The organism is Iodidimonas sp. SYSU 1G8 (assembly GCF_039655775.1).
GTDB lineage: Bacteria > Pseudomonadota > Alphaproteobacteria > SMXS01 > SMXS01 > RI-34.
On sequence record NZ_JBBYXJ010000001.1, the window covers coordinates 859172 to 878526 of the forward strand.

General features: G+C 61.8%; 17 protein-coding genes. 6 read left to right on the forward strand and 11 right to left on the reverse strand.

What is annotated here, in order from left to right; translation table 11 throughout:
* Positions 1 to 2: 2 nt before the first annotated feature.
* The 4 genes from WJU17_RS04215 to WJU17_RS04230 all read left to right on the forward strand — a co-directional run bounded on the left by WJU17_RS04215 (position 3) and on the right by WJU17_RS04230 (position 4827).
* Positions 3 to 1349, forward strand: coding sequence for a DNA cytosine methyltransferase (locus WJU17_RS04215; RefSeq protein WP_346326085.1), 1347 nt, complete (start codon positions 3 to 5; stop codon positions 1347 to 1349).
* Positions 1336 to 2169 (forward strand): endonuclease, encoded by an 834-nt coding sequence (locus WJU17_RS04220; RefSeq protein ID WP_346326086.1) that lies wholly within the window; start codon positions 1336 to 1338, stop codon positions 2167 to 2169. The genes WJU17_RS04215 and WJU17_RS04220 overlap by 14 nt, the downstream gene beginning before the upstream one ends.
* Positions 2170 to 2509: 340 nt before the next feature.
* Positions 2510 to 3859, forward strand: coding sequence for an ATP-binding protein (locus tag WJU17_RS04225; RefSeq protein ID WP_346326087.1), 1350 nt, complete (start codon positions 2510 to 2512; stop codon positions 3857 to 3859).
* Entirely contained in the window at positions 3856 to 4827 is a 972-nt protein-coding gene (locus WJU17_RS04230; protein WP_346326088.1) for an O-methyltransferase, read from the forward strand. The genes WJU17_RS04225 and WJU17_RS04230 overlap by 4 nt, the downstream gene beginning before the upstream one ends.
* Positions 4828 to 4934: 107 nt before the next feature.
* Here the strand turns inward: WJU17_RS04230 and WJU17_RS04235 are convergent, their stop codons facing one another.
* The 7 genes from WJU17_RS04235 to WJU17_RS04265 all read right to left on the reverse strand — a co-directional run bounded on the left by WJU17_RS04235 (position 4935) and on the right by WJU17_RS04265 (position 12165).
* Entirely contained in the window at positions 4935 to 5603 is a 669-nt protein-coding gene (locus WJU17_RS04235) for a hypothetical protein (RefSeq protein WP_346326089.1), read from the reverse strand.
* Between the two features lie 118 nt (positions 5604 to 5721).
* A complete protein-coding gene (locus WJU17_RS04240; protein WP_346326090.1) occupies positions 5722 to 6477 on the reverse strand; it encodes a ThuA domain-containing protein in 756 nt (251 codons plus the stop codon).
* Between the two features lie 44 nt (positions 6478 to 6521).
* Entirely contained in the window at positions 6522 to 6908 is a 387-nt protein-coding gene (locus WJU17_RS04245; RefSeq protein WP_346326091.1) for a Rieske (2Fe-2S) protein, read from the reverse strand.
* An 8-nt stretch (positions 6909 to 6916) separates the two neighbouring features.
* Positions 6917 to 8221, reverse strand: a complete 1305-nt coding sequence (locus WJU17_RS04250; RefSeq protein ID WP_346326092.1) for an aromatic ring-hydroxylating dioxygenase subunit alpha — start codon at positions 8219 to 8221, stop codon at positions 6917 to 6919.
* Positions 8222 to 8422: 201 nt separating this feature from the next.
* Positions 8423 to 9727, reverse strand: coding sequence for an aromatic ring-hydroxylating dioxygenase subunit alpha (locus WJU17_RS04255; protein WP_346326093.1), 1305 nt, complete (start codon positions 9725 to 9727; stop codon positions 8423 to 8425).
* A gap of 44 nt (positions 9728 to 9771) precedes the next feature.
* Complete coding sequence (locus tag WJU17_RS04260; RefSeq protein ID WP_346326094.1) at positions 9772 to 10614, reverse strand: enoyl-CoA hydratase; 843 nt, start codon at positions 10612 to 10614, stop codon at positions 9772 to 9774.
* Positions 10615 to 10662: 48 nt separating this feature from the next.
* Complete coding sequence (locus WJU17_RS04265; RefSeq protein ID WP_346326095.1) at positions 10663 to 12165, reverse strand: aldehyde dehydrogenase family protein; 1503 nt, start codon at positions 12163 to 12165, stop codon at positions 10663 to 10665.
* Positions 12166 to 12398: 233 nt separating this feature from the next.
* Here WJU17_RS04265 and WJU17_RS04270 point away from each other — a divergent pair, with 233 nt between their 5' ends.
* The gene (locus WJU17_RS04270) at positions 12399 to 12785 is read left to right on the forward strand and encodes a RidA family protein (protein ID WP_346326096.1); all 387 of its coding nucleotides are present in this window, start codon (positions 12399 to 12401) and stop codon (positions 12783 to 12785) included.
* A gap of 179 nt (positions 12786 to 12964) precedes the next feature.
* On the opposite strand, the gene WJU17_RS04275 is transcribed toward WJU17_RS04270, so the two are convergent.
* A complete protein-coding gene (locus tag WJU17_RS04275) occupies positions 12965 to 14527 on the reverse strand; it encodes a long-chain-fatty-acid--CoA ligase (protein WP_346326097.1) in 1563 nt (520 codons plus the stop codon).
* Between the two features lie 177 nt (positions 14528 to 14704).
* Entirely contained in the window at positions 14705 to 16273 is a 1569-nt protein-coding gene (locus tag WJU17_RS04280) for a fatty acid--CoA ligase (protein ID WP_346326098.1), read from the reverse strand.
* 163 nt (positions 16274 to 16436) lie between these two features.
* On the opposite strand from WJU17_RS04280, the gene WJU17_RS04285 reads away from it, so the two are divergent.
* The gene (locus tag WJU17_RS04285; RefSeq protein ID WP_346326099.1) at positions 16437 to 16784 is read left to right on the forward strand and encodes an antibiotic biosynthesis monooxygenase; all 348 of its coding nucleotides are present in this window, start codon (positions 16437 to 16439) and stop codon (positions 16782 to 16784) included.
* A 158-nt stretch (positions 16785 to 16942) separates the two neighbouring features.
* Here the strand turns inward: WJU17_RS04285 and WJU17_RS04290 are convergent, their stop codons facing one another.
* Positions 16943 to 18178, reverse strand: coding sequence for a cytochrome P450 (locus tag WJU17_RS04290; RefSeq protein ID WP_346326100.1), 1236 nt, complete (start codon positions 18176 to 18178; stop codon positions 16943 to 16945).
* Between the two features lie 99 nt (positions 18179 to 18277).
* Positions 18278 to 19288, reverse strand: coding sequence for an NADP-dependent oxidoreductase (locus tag WJU17_RS04295; RefSeq protein WP_346326101.1), 1011 nt, complete (start codon positions 19286 to 19288; stop codon positions 18278 to 18280).
* Positions 19289 to 19355 lie beyond the last annotated feature (67 nt).

Sequence of the window (19355 nt, forward strand, 5' to 3'; positions counted from 1 at the left end):
GCATGTCAGGAAGACCGATTGGAATCGACCTGTTCGCAGGTGCTGGGGGAATGTCGCTGGGGTTCGAACAGGCCGGGTTCGACGTGGTTGCGGCTATCGAAATCGACCCAATTCATTGCGCCGCCCATAAATTCAATTTCCCCGACACAGTTGTCATTCCGCGCTCAGTCGTTGGCCTGTCAGCTGCGGACGTCCGCAAGCATGCTGGTATCGGTGACAAGGAAATAGACTGCGTCTTCGGCGGGCCACCCTGTCAGGGCTTCTCGATGATCGGGCAACGTTCCTTTGAGGATCCACGTAATTCTCTCGTTTTGGAATTCGTGAGGCTCGTTGCCGAACTGGACGCTAAGACCTTCGTGTTCGAGAACGTGAAGGGGCTTACTGTCGGCAAACAGCGCAATTTTCTCGGGGAGCTTGTCGCTGAGTTCCACCGCGTCGGATATGAGGTTCGCATACCTTGGTCCGTCCTCGATGCCGCCAATTATGGGACGCCGCAACACCGCGAACGTCTCATCCTGATTGGCGCGCGCAAAGGTGCTAAAATCCCTTCCTATCCGGCGCCGCTCTTCAGCGCAGCTGACGGCAAGCGCGCGATTGCCGGGCTCGCGCTCGGGCCGACGGTAGTAGATGCTATCGGAGACTTGCCGGATGCCGATAAGTTTTCCACGCTACTAGACAGCGACACCGTCCGCACGACGAGCTATGGCGATCCTTCCGCCTATGCCGCCGAAATGCGCTGCCTCACTAACAATGCATGGCATTTCGGTTATATGCGCGATTGGTCGCCTTCAATCATGACGTCAAGCGCGCGCACCATCCACACCGATGTTTCCCGTCGCCGCTTCTCCGAGACAGCGCCGGGTAGAGTCGAGCCGATCAGCCGCTTTTACAAACTGTCGCCTGTGGGCTTGTCCAACACGCTACGAGCAGGGACAGACGGTGCGCGCGGTGCATTCACAAGCCCGCGTCCGATCCATTTCAGTCACGACCGTTGCGTCACCGTGCGCGAAATGGCTCGCCTTCATGGCTTTCCAGACTGGTTCCGTTTGCATTCGACGAAATGGCACGGTGCACGACAGATCGGGAACTCGGTGCCGCCGCCTCTGGCACGGGCCATCGCCTCTGCCGTAATGAAGGCTCTTAACGCTAAGCCTAAGCGTCCAGAGGGGACGTTACAGCTCGGCGATCCCTCGCTTCTCTACCTGGAGATGTCGGAGGCAGCTGAGCACTTCGGCGTGGAGCCGCCTATTTCGCGCCGGGACCGGAAGAGCGGCGCAAAAAAGCGTAAACAGCATGAAATAGAGGCCGAGCGCCTCGGCTTAAAGGTGGTGAGCGGTGGACGGCGATAAGCTGGCAAAAACGAAGCGAGGCACAACGACGGCTCAGCCGCCACCGAACCGCTACAAGATACTCATTGATCGCATTTTCTTCCGGCACTGGTCGGAGGGCACTACCGAATTCGAGTTTGCCCGTGACGAACTCGAAAGCGCGGCTGCCGAACTCGAAATGAAGCTTCCCAAAAACCTAGGCGATGTTCTCTATGCCCTGCGTTTCCGGATCGGGTACCCCGACAGCATTGTCGCCACTCAACCCGACGGGCGTGAGTGGGTAATCGAAGGCGCAGGCCGCGCCCGCTATCGCTTTCGGCTCGTGAGGGCGATCCGAATTCACCCCAACCCCAATCTCGCCCGCACCGCCATACCAGACGCGACGCCCGAGCTAATTCGGGCCTATGCTCTCGACGACGAGCAAGCGCTGCTGGCCATCGTTCGATACAATCGCCTTATCGATACGTTTCTCGGTATTACGACTTACAGTCTACAGAACCATCTACGCACGACGGTGCGGGGGATCGGGCAGATCGAGATCGACGAACTATATGTAGGCCTCGACAAGTACGGATGTCATTTCGTAGTTCCAGTTCAGGCCAAGGGCGGCAAGGACCAGATTGGCGTCGTGCAAACCACCCAAGACGTAAAGTTTGTCGAGCAAAAGTTCCCCGGTATGCGCTGTCGAGCCGTGTCCGCCCAGTTTATGGACGATGGCGTCGTCGCTCTATTCGAGCTGACGCTGCAGGAAGATGAGATCAAAGTCGTGGAGGAGCGGCATTACAAGCTCGTACCAGCGGGCGAACTCAACCCGGACGCCATTCGAAGCTACCGATCCTAAACGGACGAATTATCCATATATCGTGATTAATGTTATAACTCACCCTCATCACATGAAATATGAGTAAGGAATTTAACAAGTATTTTTAAATACCATTTTCACTAATCAAGAATTCAAATAAATACCCAAGGATATACGAATCAATCCCAGAACTAAATGATGTTCGACAGCCTGGCGTTAGCGCGGAATCCCTGACGCCGTATTTCTCAATCCGAGAATGGGTCAATGAAATCGTCAAACCGATTCGCAGCTATCTTTCTGAAAAAAATAGATTGCTTATTAGGATTGCCTCTCGTTAACTTAGATTAGTGCGGTCAATAATACGGCCTAGAGGACTTATATGGAAGACGATACACTCGGCCAAAACGAAATCGACGCAACGCCGACGAAGGGTTTTTTTATCGACATGCTGACGCGGGACATCCCGCTCGATCAAGCCATCCTCGACCTGGTCGACAACTCAGTGGATGGCGCGAAGGCCATGCGTGCGCAGCTAGGCGGCAACTTCTCTGACCGCTGGGTCAAGATGACGTTCGACGCAGATCACTTCAGCATCATCGACAATTGCGGTGGATTCGGAAAGGACGCAGCTAAAAAGTATGCGTTCAAGTTTGGCAGGCCCGACAGTGCCGTGCGGACCCCGCATTCGATCGGCCAATTCGGCGTCGGCATGAAGCGCGCTCTGTTCAAATTCGGTCGACATTTCGTCGTTCGGTCCGCTACGACCGATGAAAGTTGGGAAGTTGAGGTCCCCGTAGATGGATGGGAAAGTGAACCTGGCTGGCATTTCCCGATCGCCGATATCGATGGTGACAGCGCCGTTTCAACCGCATCGCCGGGCACTGAGATCATTGTGACCCAGCTGCGAGCAGAGGTTAGTTCCCGCTTCTCCCTTACGACTTTCCGTAACACCATATTCGAATTGATTAAATCTAAGCATCGTCAATTCATCGCCGAAGGGCTTTCCATTTCCGTAAACGGGCATCATGTCGATGCCACTAGCCTCCACTTGCTGACCAATGACGGCCTCATCCCCGGCACAGACAATCTGACTTTTAAAGACAAGGACAAGGCGCAGGTCGATGTGCGGATAATTGTTGCGGTCGGCCCATCGTCACCGCGAAAAGCAGGCTGGTACGTCGTCTGCAACGGCCGTGTCATCCTCGAAGCAGATCGCTCACCCGTTACGGGATGGGGCTTGGTTGAAGAAGCAGCCAATACGACTCTGATACCTTCATACCACAATCAATATGCGCGCTTTCGCGGTCTCGTTTTCTTCGATTCAGAGGATTCATCGCAGGTTCCTTGGAATACGACTAAGACTAGCGTCGACCAAGATAATAAGTTTTGGCAAGCCGCCTTCGTCCGAATGACTGAGATGATGCGACCAGTCATTAATTTCCTTAATGAGCTGGACGCAGACATCGACGAATATTCTCGTTGGGAAAGCCCTCTCGCCAAATTCATCGAAAAGGCGCGGATGGTAGCGCCAGATTCGTTACACGCAACGGTGACTTTCAAAGCACCGGCACGCTCGGCTTTTGTAAAAGGCCCGAAGACCATCAAAATACAGTATTCGAGGCCAGTCGAAGACGTCGAATTACTACAAGAGGCGCTCGATGTGCATACGGCTAAGGCAGTCGGAGAAGCCACCTTCGACGCCATTCTCAAACGGCAGAAGCGCGGATGACGGATAGTTTTCGTCGTATTGATTATTCCATTCGGCCGGCCAAGCACGCGGAACGTCGCATGCTGTGCGACATCTTTCGAAAGCTCGCGGCCTTTGAGCCGGTCGAAAACTATCGCTATGTGGGTTTCGGGTCGGTCTGGTTCGCCGATTTCACGCTGTTTCACCGTGCGCTGGGCATCAGGAACATGCTGTCGATCGAGCAGGCTGTCAGTTCCAAGGATAGATTCGAAGCCAACAAGCCGTTCAATCTCCACATCGACTTTCGTATGTCGACGCAAGCGCTTCCTGAAATGGGATACGAGCGACGGCAGTTCATTTGGTTAGACTACGACGATCCGCTGTCGCCCGAAATGCTGCACGATGTGGCGATCATCGCCACAAGAGCTCGGTCGGGAACGGTTCTGGTCGTCTCCTTACAGTGCCATCGAGCGCGCGAAATCGCAGAGGCCGACCGGGAATGCGCCCGGGACGAAAGCGCTGCCACCGCAGAAGAGCGCTTCAGAACGAAGTTCGGCAATCGCATAGACCCCAACATCGGGAGGGAAGACCTTGTTGGATGGTCGTTCGGTACACTCAGCCGCGGCATCGTCATATCGGAGATCGAAGCTTCGCTAGAAACGCGTCGATTGGCAAATCCCGCCGACCAAGTCACATTTACGAAAATTTGCGACTTTGAGTATGAAGACGGCGCGAAAATGACGACTTTGGCGGTCGTATTTTGCAGCCCAGACGAGGAAGAACGACTGAGCATGTGCGGCTTCGACAATCTTGAGTTTGTCGAAGATCCCAACCTACCCGTTTACATTCCGACCCCTAAGTTGACGCCACGTGAGTTTCGCCAACTTGAGAGCCAGCTTCCGCTAGCTGAAGGCACTGAATTGGCCATAGGACACATCCCGCTAGGTGAAGCAAACAGTTTCAAACGATTGTATAGGTACTTCCCCAACTTCGTCGTCATAGAATCCTAGAGCCTCCTGTGGCCATTGCACGCGACAGGGTGTTGGGGCGCTAGTCCAGAGCCCCGCGTACGCACGGATGACGGCTCGGGGAAAATCGAGCCAAATGATCCCGCCCGCTATCCAACCGGGACCGGCAATTCGTCGAGGGGCGGGTATTTGAAGGCTGCGCGGCGGCGGTTGATCGCGGAGAGCAGTTCACGCCTCAGCCGGTCGGGGTCCGCCAGCCCGGCCATGAGCGCTTTTGCGCGCGCATGAATGAGAGGCTGCGGTCCCGAGCCATGGGATACCGTTGCGAGGATTGTCCTGGCCTCGTCGATCCGGCCGGCCAGCACGCACGCGACCCCGGCGTGACAGGCCTGCCATCGACCGCCCCTGCCCTCTTCCGCGAACGCGCGTTCCTGCGCCAGCAGCACATCCGCCATACTCTCGATGGAGTGGAATTTGGTGCGCAGGCGCACCGCTTCCTGTGCCGCCCGTTCAGCCAGGCTGGCCGCTTCCACGGCGAATTGTTGTTCCGACTGGAACACGATGGAGGAGTCGATACGGCCACCGACATCATAGCTCAGGGTGAAGGTTGAGCCAGTGGACGCCGGTGTCCAGAGCCAGTGGGCGTAGACATTGAGGTAGCTGCCCTTGCTCGACCCGCTGGGCTGGAATTCGACCACGCCGAGCCAGTGGCCGTGATCCGCCAGCCAGATCCTCGACTGGCCCTTGCGGCGGAAGCCCAGAGGGGCGAGCGCCGCTTTCGCCGCCCTGGCGATGATCGAATTGTGAGCTTCCACCATCCTGCGATCGGCCTTTCGATGAACCGCCGGCGCCCTGTGAAGAGCTGGGTCCCCGCGTGCGCGGGGATGACGGCGGAGGGTGGGCGGATGGCGGTGGAGGACGACGCGGTGGTAGGGCCTACGCCAGGTCGCCGGCGCAGTAGCGGATGCCGCGGCGGAGGATTTCGTAGAAGACCGGCTGGTCCCAGGCGCAGCGGTCGACGGTGGGCCATTCGTCCATGATCGGGATCATGTCGTACTTGCCCCGGCAATGGCCGAGGGCGCAGTAGACCACCTCGCCCGCGCCCTGCTGCTTGGTGTAGAGCATGTAGTGGCGGCCGGTGCCGCCGGTCCAGTCGCCTTCGACGAAGCCGTCGCAGGTGCCGTGCCAGTGGGTTTCCAAGAGCACGCGGTTGTCGCCGTAATATTCGGCGCAGTAGATCTCGTCATTGATGGTGAAGGCGTCGATGCCCTTCACCAGCGGGTGGTTTTCGGCGCCCGGGGTGACGGTGACCTGGAAGTCCTGCAGCGGCGGGTGGGCGATGAACTGGCTGCCGATCATTTCCATGAAGCGCGGCGCCTCGCGCGGGGTGGCGACGCCGCCCTCGACGAAGCGGAGCACCGAGTTGGTGCCGTGCAGGGCGAACCATTTGCCGCCGCGCTGGAGGAACTGGTGGAGCGCCTCGGTCTGGTCATCGGTGGGCTGGACGTCGCAGGTGTAGGTGATCAGCACGTCGCAGGCGGCGATGCTGGCGGTGTCGGCATAGTCGACCGACACGGTGGCGAGGTAGCGCTGATCCTCGGCCAAGAGCTTCAGCAGCTCGACGCGCGCGAAATTGATGTCGTGATACTTGCCCGACGCCACCAGATGGAATCTGACCGGCTTGCTCGCCATTCCCCGTCTCCCCGTTTTGTGCCGCCCGCGGGCGGGTCGTTCAGTCAGAACCCCGAGACGCCCGGAATGGCGAAGGGATTCTTCGGCTTCTTCGGCGGCTCCACCAGCTGCACCAGCACGTCGTCGCCTTCGACTTTCGTCGGATAGACGGTGATCGGCAGCACGGCCGGCGGGCTCATCGCCTTGCCCGTTTCCAGGTCGAAATTGGCGCCGTGATGGGGGCAGACGATCTTGCCGGCACGGATGCGGCCGCCTTCAAGCGGCTTCTTTTCGTGCGAGCACTGGTTCTCGATCGCCTTGAACCCGCCATTGGGCATGTGGATGACGAGGACCTTGCGGTCCTCGACCTCGAAGCAGCGCGTCTTGCCCGGCTCCACGTCGCTCGTCTTGGCGACGATTCGGAAGGGAACCTCGTTGGTGGATGCGTCCATTATCTGCCTTAGGCGTCGTTTGCGTATACGCCGTTAATATAGTCCATCAGCGTCTTGTGCATATGGCGGATGCGGCGTTCCTGATGGCTGATGTGCAGGCCCTTGAACGCCGAGGAGTTGTTGCCCTTCTGCACATGCGGCAGGTTCACCGAATCCTGGTCGAGCACGAGACCGAGCGAGCGGCCGCCATGCTTGTGCTGCTCGTGATCGGGCAGCGGCGGGCGCGCCTGGCCCTTCTTGAGCCGGGCGTACATGGTGACGTCGTAATACATCTTGTTCGGGTCGCTCTCGTGCGGCCGCTGGCGGAACATCATCATCCGGTCGGCGAAGATGTTCAGCGTCAGGTTCGGGAAGATGTTGTAGTGGTAATCGTCGGTGAGCTGGTCGTCGTTCAGCTCGGAATAATCGACGCCGAGCGCTTCCTGGTTCTCGCGCTTGAACACCTGGATGGCGCGGCGCGCCTCGGAGACGCGGCCCTTGAACTCGTCCGGGTTCATGCCGAGCGCGGTCATCTTGCTGGCGATGATTTCCGGCACCTCGTCCAGATCCTCGCCGAGGCGCGGGCTGTAGGTGTGGAACGGCACCAGATAGCGGTTGTGACGCTCGTACAGGTCGATCTGCACGTCGACGTCGTCATTGTCGTAGAGCAGCTCGGGGTGGATGCACTGGACGTGGTAGACCTCGTTGAAGGCGTCGACCGAGGTCTTCCAGTTGCAGTCCCATTCCATGGTGACGTTGAGCGTCATCACCATCTTCTCGAAATGATAGGCCTCGAGATGGGCCGGAACGACGCCGAGATACTCCATCAGCGGCTCGGCGTCGGGGTTCAGATTGTACCAGACGAAGCCGCCCCAGACGTCGGTCCTGATTTCCTTGAGGCTGAGCACGTCCTTCGGACAGCCCTGGTGGAAATCCTCCTCGTCGGGCACGTTCACCAGGCGGCCGGTGAGATCGTATTCCCAGAAGTGATAGGCGCACTGCAGGGTGCGCGAGTTGCCGCACTTGTCGAACTTCACCTGGTTGCCGCGGTGATTGCAGACATTATAGAACGTCCGCGCCTTGCCATCCTCGCCGCGCACGATCAGCAGGGATTCATTGCCGATCTCGGTGGTGATGTAGTCGCCGGTGTCGGGGATCTCTTCCTCGCGGCAGCCGATGAGCCAGACCTTGGTCCACATGCGGTCCCATTCGAGCTGCATGAAGTCCCTGGAGATATAGCGCTCCTGCGGGATCAGCTCCGTGCCCAGATCGGGCTCGGGCGCCTTCTCGGCCACCGTTCCAACGCTATCCTTGATCCTGACGACCGCGACCATATGGGACTCCCGTAAAATTCTCGCAACCTGCGGACGCCCTTTTTGCCGTCAAAGGGCGTATCGACGCAACCTCATTCATACACGACTTTTTTATATCGCAATATAATTATTCTTCCGGCGGGCGGCGCCGCCGCCGCGCAAAGAAAAGGGGCGGCCGACCCGATGGCCGACCGCCCTGATTCCTCGTGGCCTCCGAAGGACTTACGCGTCGTTGGCGTAGACGCCGTTGACGTAGTCCATCAGGGTCTTGTGCATGTGGCGGATGCGGCGCTCCTGGCTGGAGATCCACAGGCCCTTGTAGGCGTCGGAGTTCATGCCCTTCTGCACGTGCGGCAGATTGACCGAATCCTGGTCGAGCACGAGGCCGAGCGAGCGCTCGCCATGGTTGACGTGCTCGTAATCGGGCAGCGGCGGGACCGGCTTGCCCTTGGGAATGGTCATGAACATCTGCACGTCGTAGTACATCTTGTTCGGGTCGCTCTCGTGCGGGCGCTGGCGGAACATCATCATGGACTCGGCCATCACGTTCATCGTGATGTTCGGGAAGATCATGTAGTGGTAGTCGTCCGACAGCTGGTCGTCGTTGAACTCGGAATAGTCGTAGCCGAGCTTGTCGGCGTTCTCGCGCTTGTAGAGCTGAACCGCGCGGCGCACCTCGCCGACCCGGCCCTTGAAATCATCGGCGTTCATGCCGATCGCCGCCAGTTCCTCGGCCAGCGCTTCCGGCACTTCGTCGAGATCCTCGCCGAGACGCGGGCTGTAGGTCTTGAACGGCACCAGATAGCGGTTGTGACGCTCGTAGAGGTCGATCTGCACGTCGACATCGTCGATGGTGTAGGACAGCTCGGGGTGAATGCACTGGACGTGATAGACCTCGTTGAACGCGTCGACGGCGGTCTTCCAGTTGCAGTCCCAGTTGACGGTGACGTTCATCACCATCGCCATGTTCTCGAAGTGGTAGGGGTCGAGATGCTTGGGGATCATGCCGAGATAGTCGGCCAGCGGCTCGGCGTCCGGGTTCAGGTTGAACCACACGAAGCCGCCCCAGGTTTCGGTCTTGATCGCCTTGAGACTGAGCTGGTCCTTGGGGCAGCCCTGGTGGAAATCCTCCTCGTCGGGGACGTTCACCAGACGGCCGGTGAGGTCATATTCCCAGAAGTGGTAGGCGCACTGCAGGGTGCGCGAGTTGCCGCACTGGTCGAACTTGACCTGGTTACCGCGATGGTTGCAGACGTTGTAGAAGGTTCGCGCCTTGCCATCCTCGCCGCGCACGATCAGCAGCGATTCCTTGCCGATGTCGGTGGTGATGTAGTCGCCGACCTCGGCGATTTCCTGCTCGCGGCAACCGACCAGCCAGACCTTGGACCACATGCGGTCCCACTCGAGCTGCATGAATTCCTTGGAGATATAGCGCTCCTTCGGAATGATCTCGTTGCCCAGATCGGGCTCCGGCGCCTTCTCGGCGGGCGTATGGATACTTTCCTTGACGCGTGTGATCGCAACCATCAGTAACTCCTTCTGAACCTCGTTTCCCCAGATGGGGCAGCTACTTACTCAGCAGCCTTGATCTCTTCCCTGAACTTCTCCGGCACGCCTTCGCGGCGAACTGCACGGGTTTCCATCTCGTAATTGTGCGCATGGCACATATGGTGCAGGGCGATGACCGTGTCCATGGTCGAGCGCTGGCCCATGTTGTCCTGTGCGACGTTTACCGCCTGTTTGGTTAACTTAAGCGCGAATGCCGGTTTTTCCGCAATTCTTTTCGCCATGGCAAGACAGAACTCTTCCAGCTCGGGCCGCGGCACCACGTGATTGACCATGCCGAGACGGTGCGCTTCCTGCGCGCTCCACCAGTCGGCGGTGAACAGCAGCTCCTTGGCCTTGCGGATGCCGAGCTCGTAGGGATGGTTGAAATATTCCACGCCGCACACGCCCATGGCGACGACCGGGTCCATGAACTGGGCGTCGTCGCTGGCGATGATGATGTCGCAGATCCAGGCGAGCATCAGGCCGCCGGCGATGGTCTTGCCCTGGACCATGGCGATGGTCGGCTTGGGGAAGTCGCGCCAGCGGCGGCACATGCCGAGGAAGACTTCCTGCTCGAAGCTGTAGCGGCTGTGGACCCCGCCTTCCTTGGACGGCACCCACGTGCCGACGGCGTCGTCCACCGGACCGAAGCCGCGCAGGTCGTGGCCGGACGAGAAGTGCGGCCCCTCGCCGCCGAACAGCACGACCTTGACGTCCTCGTCCCGCGCGGCGAGATCGAAGCAGGCATTGAGGTCGTAGGTCAGGCGGCCGTTCTGCGCGTTCCGCTGCGCGGGCCGGTTCTGCATGATCCTGGCGATGTGCGGCGCCACGACTTCATAGGTCGCAGTCTCGAATTCCTTCTTCATTCCCCGAACTCCTTACTAGGTGTGGCGCCGCCCGCCGAATGATCCCCGTTAAAGGGCGACGGCCACCGATTTCACTTCAGTATAGGCCTCGATCCCATCGAAGCCCATCTCCCGGCCCCAGCCGGATTCCTTGTAGCCGCCGAACGGCAGCGACATGTCGGACGCGCCGTGGCAGTTGATCCAGACGCTGCCGGCGCGGATCTGCGCCGCCAGCCGGTGCGCCCGGCTGATGTCGCGGGTCCAGATGCTGGCCGCGAGGCCGTAGCGCGTGTCGTTGGCGAGGCGCGCCACTTCGTCGAGATCTGCCACGGGCTGTACGGTGATGACCGGCCCGAAGATCTCTTCCCGGTTCACGCGCATGTCCTGGGTGGTGTTGACGAGGATGGTCGGCTCGATGAAATAGCCCGAATTGCCGACGCGCTTGCCGCCGCTGGCGATCTCGGCGCCCTCGTCGAGACCGGCCTGGATCATGGCCGACACCTTGTCGTGCTGCTCCTGCGAGACCAGCGGCCCCATGCGCGTGTCGGCGGCCATGCCCGGGCCGACCTTGAACGCCTGGGCGGCGGCCGAAAGGCCTTCGACGACGCTGTCGAACGCGGACTTTTCCACATAAAGGCGGGTCGCGGCGATGCAGACCTGGCCGCTGTTGAAGAAGGCGGCGTTGGCGAGACCGGGGACCGTGCGCTTCATGTCGGCGTCGGCGAAGACGATGGTCGGCGACTTGCCGCCCAGCTCCAGCGTGACCTTCTTCAGATTGCTCTGCGCGGCCGAGGCGGCGATGATCCGGCCCACTTCGGTCGAGCCGGTGAAGGCGACCTTGTCGATGTCCGGATGCGACGAGATGGCGGCGCCGGCCGTGTGGCCGAAGCCGGTGACGATGTTGACGACGCCCGCCGGGAAACCGGCCTCGACAATCAGCTCGCCCAGCTTGATGGCGGTGAGCGGCGTCTGTTCGGCCGGCTTGAGCACCACGGTGCAGCCGGTGGCGAGCGCTGGCGCCAGCTTCCAGGACGCCATCAGCAGCGGGAAATTCCACGGCACGATCTGGCCGCAGACGCCGATGGGCTCGCGGCGCACATAGGCGTGGAACTGCTGGAACGGGTTGGACGGCGTGACCGTCTTGCCCTCGATCTTGGTGCAGTAGCCGGCGTAATAGCGGAACGCCTCGGCCGACGACATGACATCGACCATCTTGGACAGGCTGAACGGCTTGCCGTTGTCCAAGGTCTCGAGCTCGGCCAGCTCTTCCAGATTGGCCTCGATCAGGTCGGCCAGCTTCCAGATCAGGCGGGCGCGCTTGGACGGCGGCATGGCGGCCCAGTCCGGATTTTCGAAGGCGCGGCGCGCGGCCTTCACGGCCTCGTCGATGTCGCTCTTGTCGCTCGCCGCGCAGCGCGCGATGACGCCGCCGGTGGCCGGATTGACCACGTCGAAGGTGCCGCCATTGCGGGCATCGACCCATTCGTTGTTGATCAGGTTCTTGCGATTCTGCGCGAGGAACGCGCCTACCTTGGGGTTGGTCGCCGCCTGCTCGAGCGCTGCATCCGTCATCGTCGTCTCCACGATTGCGGAGAGGCTGTCGCCTCTCCTCTGCCACTGTCGGAAAAAGAGGGCGTGAGCTTCCCGTCCCACCCCGCTTCGCGCGGCAGTCTAAGACCCGATCTGGCCAAATTCCATACTTATCGCCCCGCCGCGCTTCCCGTAAGCTGGGCCGGAACCATGCGGCAAGCTACGGCATGCCGCCTAAAAGTCAAGCGTGATGGAAATGTAAGGGGAGATTCTTCATGGGCGGCAAGGCAGTCATCCCGGCGGGCATGCGGGGAAGTTACGAGCAGTTCCAGTTCGCGCCGGCGACGCGGGCGGGCGACCTGCTGATCCTGTCCGGCCAGATCGGCGTCGGGCCGGACGGCAACGCGATCCCGGACCTGGAGGCGCAGTTCACCCGCGCCTTCGAGCAGATCGGCGAGATCCTGCGCGAGGCGGGCCTGTCGTTCGCCGACATCGTCGACCTGCACACCTTCCATGTGGGCCTGCAGGCGCATCTGGGCGCGTTCATGGCGGTGAAGTCACGCTACATCGCCGAGCCGTTTCCGTCCTGGACGGCGATCGGCGTGAGCGAACTGGCGCTGCCGGGGATCGCGGTCGAGATCAAGGCGACGGCGGCGTATTGAGTTCGCATTAACCCGCACCCACGGTGTCACCCCGGATTTATTCCGGGGCCTGTGGGTGGGCGAGATCCTTAGGATGGGAATAGCGGCCGCGCTGGTGCCACTCTCGTACGGCCATCGCGTGGAGAGGCAGGCCCCGGAATGAATCCGGGGTGACAGTCCTGGGTGGGGAGAATGGTGGCTTACCCCACCCGCCGCACATGGCCGGCCCAGTACGGCTCGCGCAGGTCTTTTTTCAGCAGCTTGCCGGAGGGGTTGCGGGGGAGGACGTCGATGAAATCCACCGACTTGGGCACCTTGTAGCCGCCGATGCGGGTGCGGGCGAAGGCGATCACCTCCGGCTCGGTCAGGGACGCGCCGGGTTCGAGGACGATGACAGCCTTCACTTCCTCGCCCCAGCGCTCGCTGGGGACGCCGATCACGGCGACGTCGGCGATGGCGGGATGGTGCGACAGGGCGCTTTCGACCTCGGCGGGGTAGATGTTCTCGCCGCCGGAGACGATCATGTCCTTCACCCGGTCGTGGATGTAGATGAAGCCTTCAGCGTCCATGTAGCCGGCGTCGCCGGAATGGTACCAGCCATTACGCATGACCTGGGCGGTGGCCTCGGGCATGTTCCAGTAGCCCTTCATCAGCCAGGGGGCCTGAATCAGGATTTCACCCACCTGCCCGCGCGGCACCTCGTTGTCGTTCTCGTCGCCGATGATGACCCGCGAGCCGGGGAACGGGATGCCGCAGCTGCGCAGGCGGGGCGAGCCGGCCACATGCTGTTCCGGCGGCAGGTAGGTGATGGTGCCGCTGGCCTCGGTCATGCCGTAGCGCTGCACGAAGGGGCAGTTGAAGGTGGCCATGGCGCGCACCAATACATCCTCGGGGATCGGCGACGCGCCGTAATGCACCACGCGGACATGGGAGAAGTCGGCGCCCCTCGCCGCCTCGTGCGACAGCATGGTGCGCAGCACGGCCGGGACGACGAAGACGTTGTTGACCTTGTGCCGCTGGATCGCCTCGATGATGGCGCCAGCCTCGGCCTGGGCCAGGATGACCTGGGTGGCGCCGTGGTAGAAGCCCTGGAAGCCCCAGCCCGTGCCGCCGACATGGAAAACCGGCATGGGGATCATGGCGATCTCGTCGTCGCTCCACTGCGCCCATTCCTCGCCGGTCATCAGATAGCCGAGGCGCTGGGCGATTAAACCGGTGTGCATGATCTGCACGCCCTTGGGCAGCCCGGTGGTGCCGGAGGTGTAGAGCTGGACGCAGACATCCTCGGGGGCCGAGGGCACCATGGGATCCTCGCCGGACTGCCGGTCGCGCCACGAGGCGAAATCCTCGATACCGTTGGGCGCCTCGCCCATGACGACGATCTTGCGCACGCCCGGTCCGGCGGTGCGGACCAGACCCATGAACTCCGGTTCGACGAAGAGGATTTCGGCCTGGGCGTCGCCGACGATGTATTCAATTTCGGGCGCCGCCAGCCGCGAGTTGATGGCGACCATGACCACGTTCGCCTTGGCCGCGCCGAACAGCAGCTGGAAATAGAGGTCGGAATTCTTGCCCAGATAGCCGATGCGCCCCTGCGGCCGGACGCCTTCCGCGATCAGGCCGGTGGCGACCCGGGTACACTGCCGGTCGAACTCCGCCCACGATACCAAGCGGTCCTCGAAGATGGTGCATGTCCGCGACGGGCGAAGGCGCGCCCAATGGCGCGGAACGTCGGCGAGCACGTTGATGCCGTCGATCAACATCTGGTCATCCCATAGGAAATATCGGTCGGCCCTACTTACGGGGTCGCATGACGCGGTTCAATATGGATCCGTCATTGCAAGGAGGCGAAGCCGACGCGACAACCCAGGCGCTCGTGCAGCGGAACGGCCGGTTCCGGGTTGCTCCGTTGCTGCGCTTCTCGCAATGACGGCTGAGTTTTACCCAACCCGACGTTCGCGCCCCGCCCAATAGGGCTCGCGCAGTTCCTTCTTGAGCAGCTTGCCGGAGGGATTGCGCGGCAGCGCCTCGACGAAGTCCACGGATTTGGGGGTCTTGAAGCCGGCGATCTGGGTGCGGGCGAAGGCGATCAGCTCGTCCTCGGTGAGGCCGGCGCCCTTCTCGCGCACGATCACCGCCTTCACTTCCTCGCCCCAGCGCTCGCTGGGCACGCCGATCACCGCCACGTCGGCGACGGCGGGATGCCGCGACAGGGCGCTTTCGACCTCGGCCGGATAGATGTTCTCGCCGCCGGAGACGATCATGTCCTTGACCCGGTCATAGACGTAGATGAAGCCGTCATCATCCATGTAGCCGGCGTCGCCGGAATGGTACCAGCCGCCCTTCAGCGCCTCCTCGGTCGCCTTGGGCAGGTGCCAGTAGCCCTTCATGATCGAGGGCGTCCGGATGAGGATTTCGCCGACCTGGCCGGGCGGCTGGGCGTTGCCCGCGGCGTCGGCGATGATGATCTCGACGCCGTGGAACGGGATGCCGCAGCTCTTGAGCTTGTTGGAGCCGGCGACATGCACCTCGGGCGGGAGATAGGTCACCGAACCGCTGGTCTCGGTCATGCCGTAGAGCTGGACGAAGGGGCACTTGAACGTGGCCAGCGCCTTGACCAGCGTATCTTCCGGAATGGGCGACGCGCCGTAGAGCACGACCCGGACATGGGAGAAATCGGCTGTCTTCGACGCCTCGTGCTGCAGCATGAAGGCCAGCACCGCCGGCACCACGAAGACCTTGGTCACCCGGTACTTCTGAATCGTCTCGATGATGAGGCCGGGTTCGGCCTGACCGAGGATCACCTGGGTGGACCCATTGTAGAAGCCCTGGAAGCCCCAGCCGGTGCCGCCGACATGGAAGACCGGCATGGGAATCATGATCACGTCACGCTCGTTCCAGGTGGCCCAGTCGCCCGCCATTTCATCGGCGGCGCGCAGGGCGAAACAGCTGCGGTTGGTGATCTGGACGCCCTTGGGCCGTCCCGTGGTGCCGGAGGTATAGAGCTGGACGCAGACATCGTCGGCGTCCACGGGCAGATGGGGATCGGTGCGGGGCTGGCGCGCCTGCCAGCCGGCATAGTCCTCCCAGCCATCGTGATGGCCCGACATGGCGATGAAGGTGCGGGTGCTGGTCAGGTTGCCGGCGATCTGGTCGATCAGGCCGAAGAACTCCTCCTCGACGAAGAGGATCTCGACCTCGGCGTCGTTGGCGATGTACTCGACCTCGGGCGGGGCGAGGCGCCAGTTGATGCCGACCATGACCACATTGGCCTTGGCGCCGCCGAACAGCAGCTGGAAATAGAGATCGGAATTCTTGCCGAGGAACGCGATCCGACCCTGCGGCCTAACGCCGGCCTCGATGATGCCATTGGCGACCTGGCTGCACAGCACGTCGAAATCCGCCCAGGTGACCGCCCGGTCCTCGAATACGGTCGCGGCCTTGTCGGGCCGGCGCGGCGCCCAGTGGCGCGGAATGTCGGCGAGCAGGTGCAGACCTTCGATCGGCATGGATTTTCCCCGGTTCAGTGTTCCCCGCGCCGAATCTACGGTGCGGTTGATGGCCGGGCAAGGCCGCGCATTGGCGCAAGCGCCGCGTGCGGCAATAAGAGTCCCTTGCGGGGCCTGGCTTCTTTAGGAGATTGTTTCACCACGTCAACAAAAGGGGACCCTCATGACTGTCATCGTTGCCGGCATTCTGGAATTCGACGCGGCCATCGCCGAGGAAGCGCTGACCAGCGCGCGCGCCCACATCGAAGGCGCCTATACCGAGAAAGGCTGTGTCCATTACGCCTGGACGCTGGACCCGCTGAATCCGGGCCGTGTCTACGTGTTCGAGGAATGGGACACGGTCGAGGACCTGGCGGTGCATCTGGACGATCACTGGTATGCCGACATGCGCGATCATCTGGGCAAGTACGGCCTGAAGGGCGCTTCGGTGAAGAAGTACCGGGTCGACCTGTCCGAGCCCGTCTACGACCAGACCGGCAAGGCGCGGGCGGACTTCTTCACCGCCGGCTGATCGAGCGGATCAGCTCGACGTCCCCTCTGGACCCGGCGTTGCCGAGGGTCTGGAGGGGACGTCGAGCGATATCATTGAACCGGGCCGCCAATCCCGCATCCTGCCTGCCGACGGTCGAGGTGGCGCGGGCCGGTCCGTTCCGGCGGCCCGCGCGCGTCCTAGAACTTCTCGATCTCGAGGTGCAGCTCGCCCAGGCCATGCAGCAGGGCGTTCGGCACATAGACCAGTTCCTCGTGCCCTTCCGCCAGCTTCCAGCTTTTCAGCTCATCGAGAATGATGTTGAAGGCGACCATGAGTTCCTGGCGGGCGAGGACATGGCCGAGACACATATGGATGCCGTAGCCGAAGGCCAGATGCTCCATGCTGTTCTTGCGGTCGAGATCGAGGGTCTCGGCATCCTCGAACACCGTCTCGTCCCGGTTGGCCGAATCCCAGCGGATCAGCAGCTTCGAGCCGGCGGGGATCTGGACGCCGTGGACTTCGGTGTCCTCGAGCGTGACGCGCCACATGCCAGCCGAGGGGGATTCGAGGCGCAGGATTTCCTCGATGAACTGGCCGATCAGCGACCGGTCGGCGCGCAGCCGCTCGAGCACGTCGGGACGGCGCACCAAATGCACCATGCCCGCGGCGAGCGTGGCGGTGGTGGTCTCGTTGCCGGCCACCAGGATCTGCTGGATGATCGACAGCATCTCGGGGATATCGAGCGGCCGTTCGCCCTCGATGCGGGCGTGGACCAGCGCCGAGACCACGTCATCGGCCGGGTTCAGGCGGCGCTCCTCGATGCGCTCGACGAAGTAGTGCTGGAATTCGACCACCTGCTCGGCGATGTAGATGTCCTGCTCGGGCGTTGTCACCAGCGAGAAGCGGGCAACGGCGCAATCGGACCAGTGCTTGAACTTGGGCAGGTCGTCGCGCGAGACGCCGAGCGCGTCGGCGATCACCCAGACGGGCAGCGGCACCGCGACCTTGTCGAAGAAGTCCACCGTACCGCTTTGCGGCAGCTGGGCCATCAGGTGATGGACGATTTCTTCCATGTGGGGGCGCAGCTCGCGCACCCGCTTTTCCGAGAAGGCGGGATTGACCAGCGCGCGGTAGCGGTTATGGGCGGGCGCATCGCGCGTCAGCATGGTGGCGACGCCCGGATAGCCCTTGGCGAGGACTTCGGCGACGCGGGGATCGGGCGCGGCGGGCTGCATCAGCCGGTCGAATTCGCTGGAGAAGATCTTGGGCTTGCGCGCGACCAGCTTGACGTCGGCGTACTGGGTGATGAAGTAGACCTCGGCGCCCGGCATCTTGTAGACCGGCGCCTCTTCCCGGGCCTTCTTGTAGAATTCGAAGGGGGATTTCATCACTTCAGGGCTGAAGAAGTTGAACTCCCCAAGGGCCTTGTTCATGTCACGCTCCGTTGATCCAGCACCAAAAAAGTTCGGCGGCGCTGCCGGTTTTATCACCGGAGGCGCCGCCGTGCAGCGTTAATTTTTGGTACGGCGCGGTCAGGCGATCCGGATCAGCTGCTTGCCGATATTGTCGCCGGTGAAGAGCCGGATCAGTCCCTTGGGCAGGTTCTCGAAGCCGTCGAGCATGTCGATGCGGTACTTGAGTTTGCCGTCGGCGATCCACTTGCCCATGATTTCCGTCCACTCCTTGTAGCGGTGGACATGGTCGACGATGATGAAACCGGTCATGGTCGCGCGCGAATAGACCAGGTTGAAATAGTTCTTCGGTCCCTCGATCGGGCCTGACTTGTTATAGCGCGAGATGCCGCCGCAGATAACGACGCGGGCATTCATGGCGAGATTGGCCAGCGCGATGTCGAGGATTTCGCCGCCCACATTGTCGTAGTAGATATCGAGACCCTTGGGGAACAGTTCCTTCACCCGCGCGGCGACGTCTTCGGTCTTGTAGTTGATGGCGGCGTCGAAGCCGAGCTCCTCGGTCAGCCAGCGGCATTTCTCATCCGAGCCGGCGATGCCGACCACCTTGCCGGCGCCCAGGATCTTGGCGATCTGCCCGGCGAGCGAGCCAACCGCGCCGGCGGCGCCCGATACGAGCACGTTGCAGCCGGGCGTCGGCTTGCCCACTTCGGCCATGCCGTAATAGGCGGTGAAGCCGGTGCCGCCGAACACGTAGAGAGCCGCCTCGCCCGCGACGCCGTCGGGGATGCGGCTGACCATGCCCTTGCCGTCCGACACCAGATAGTCCTGGAAGCCGAACAGGCCCTGGACGCGCTGGCCGACCTTGTAGTCCGGATTGTTGGACTCGATGACGGTGCCGACGCCGAGCGCGCGCATGACGTCGCCGATCTGGAGCGGCGCGGCGTAGTTGGCCCGGTTTTCCATCTGGCCGCGCAGGGCGGGTTCGACGGCGACGATTTCCTGATGGATCAGGAATTCGCCCTCGCCCGGCTCGGGCATGGGCGTCTCGACGTATTTGAAGTCGCTTTCCTTGACCAGGCCTTCCGGCCGCGCGGCGATCAGAAACTGACGGTTCTTGCTGTTGGACATGCCGAAACTCCTGCACACATGAATAATCTTCCCGGCGGAAAACCTAGCATAGGAAGCGCCGTCCACA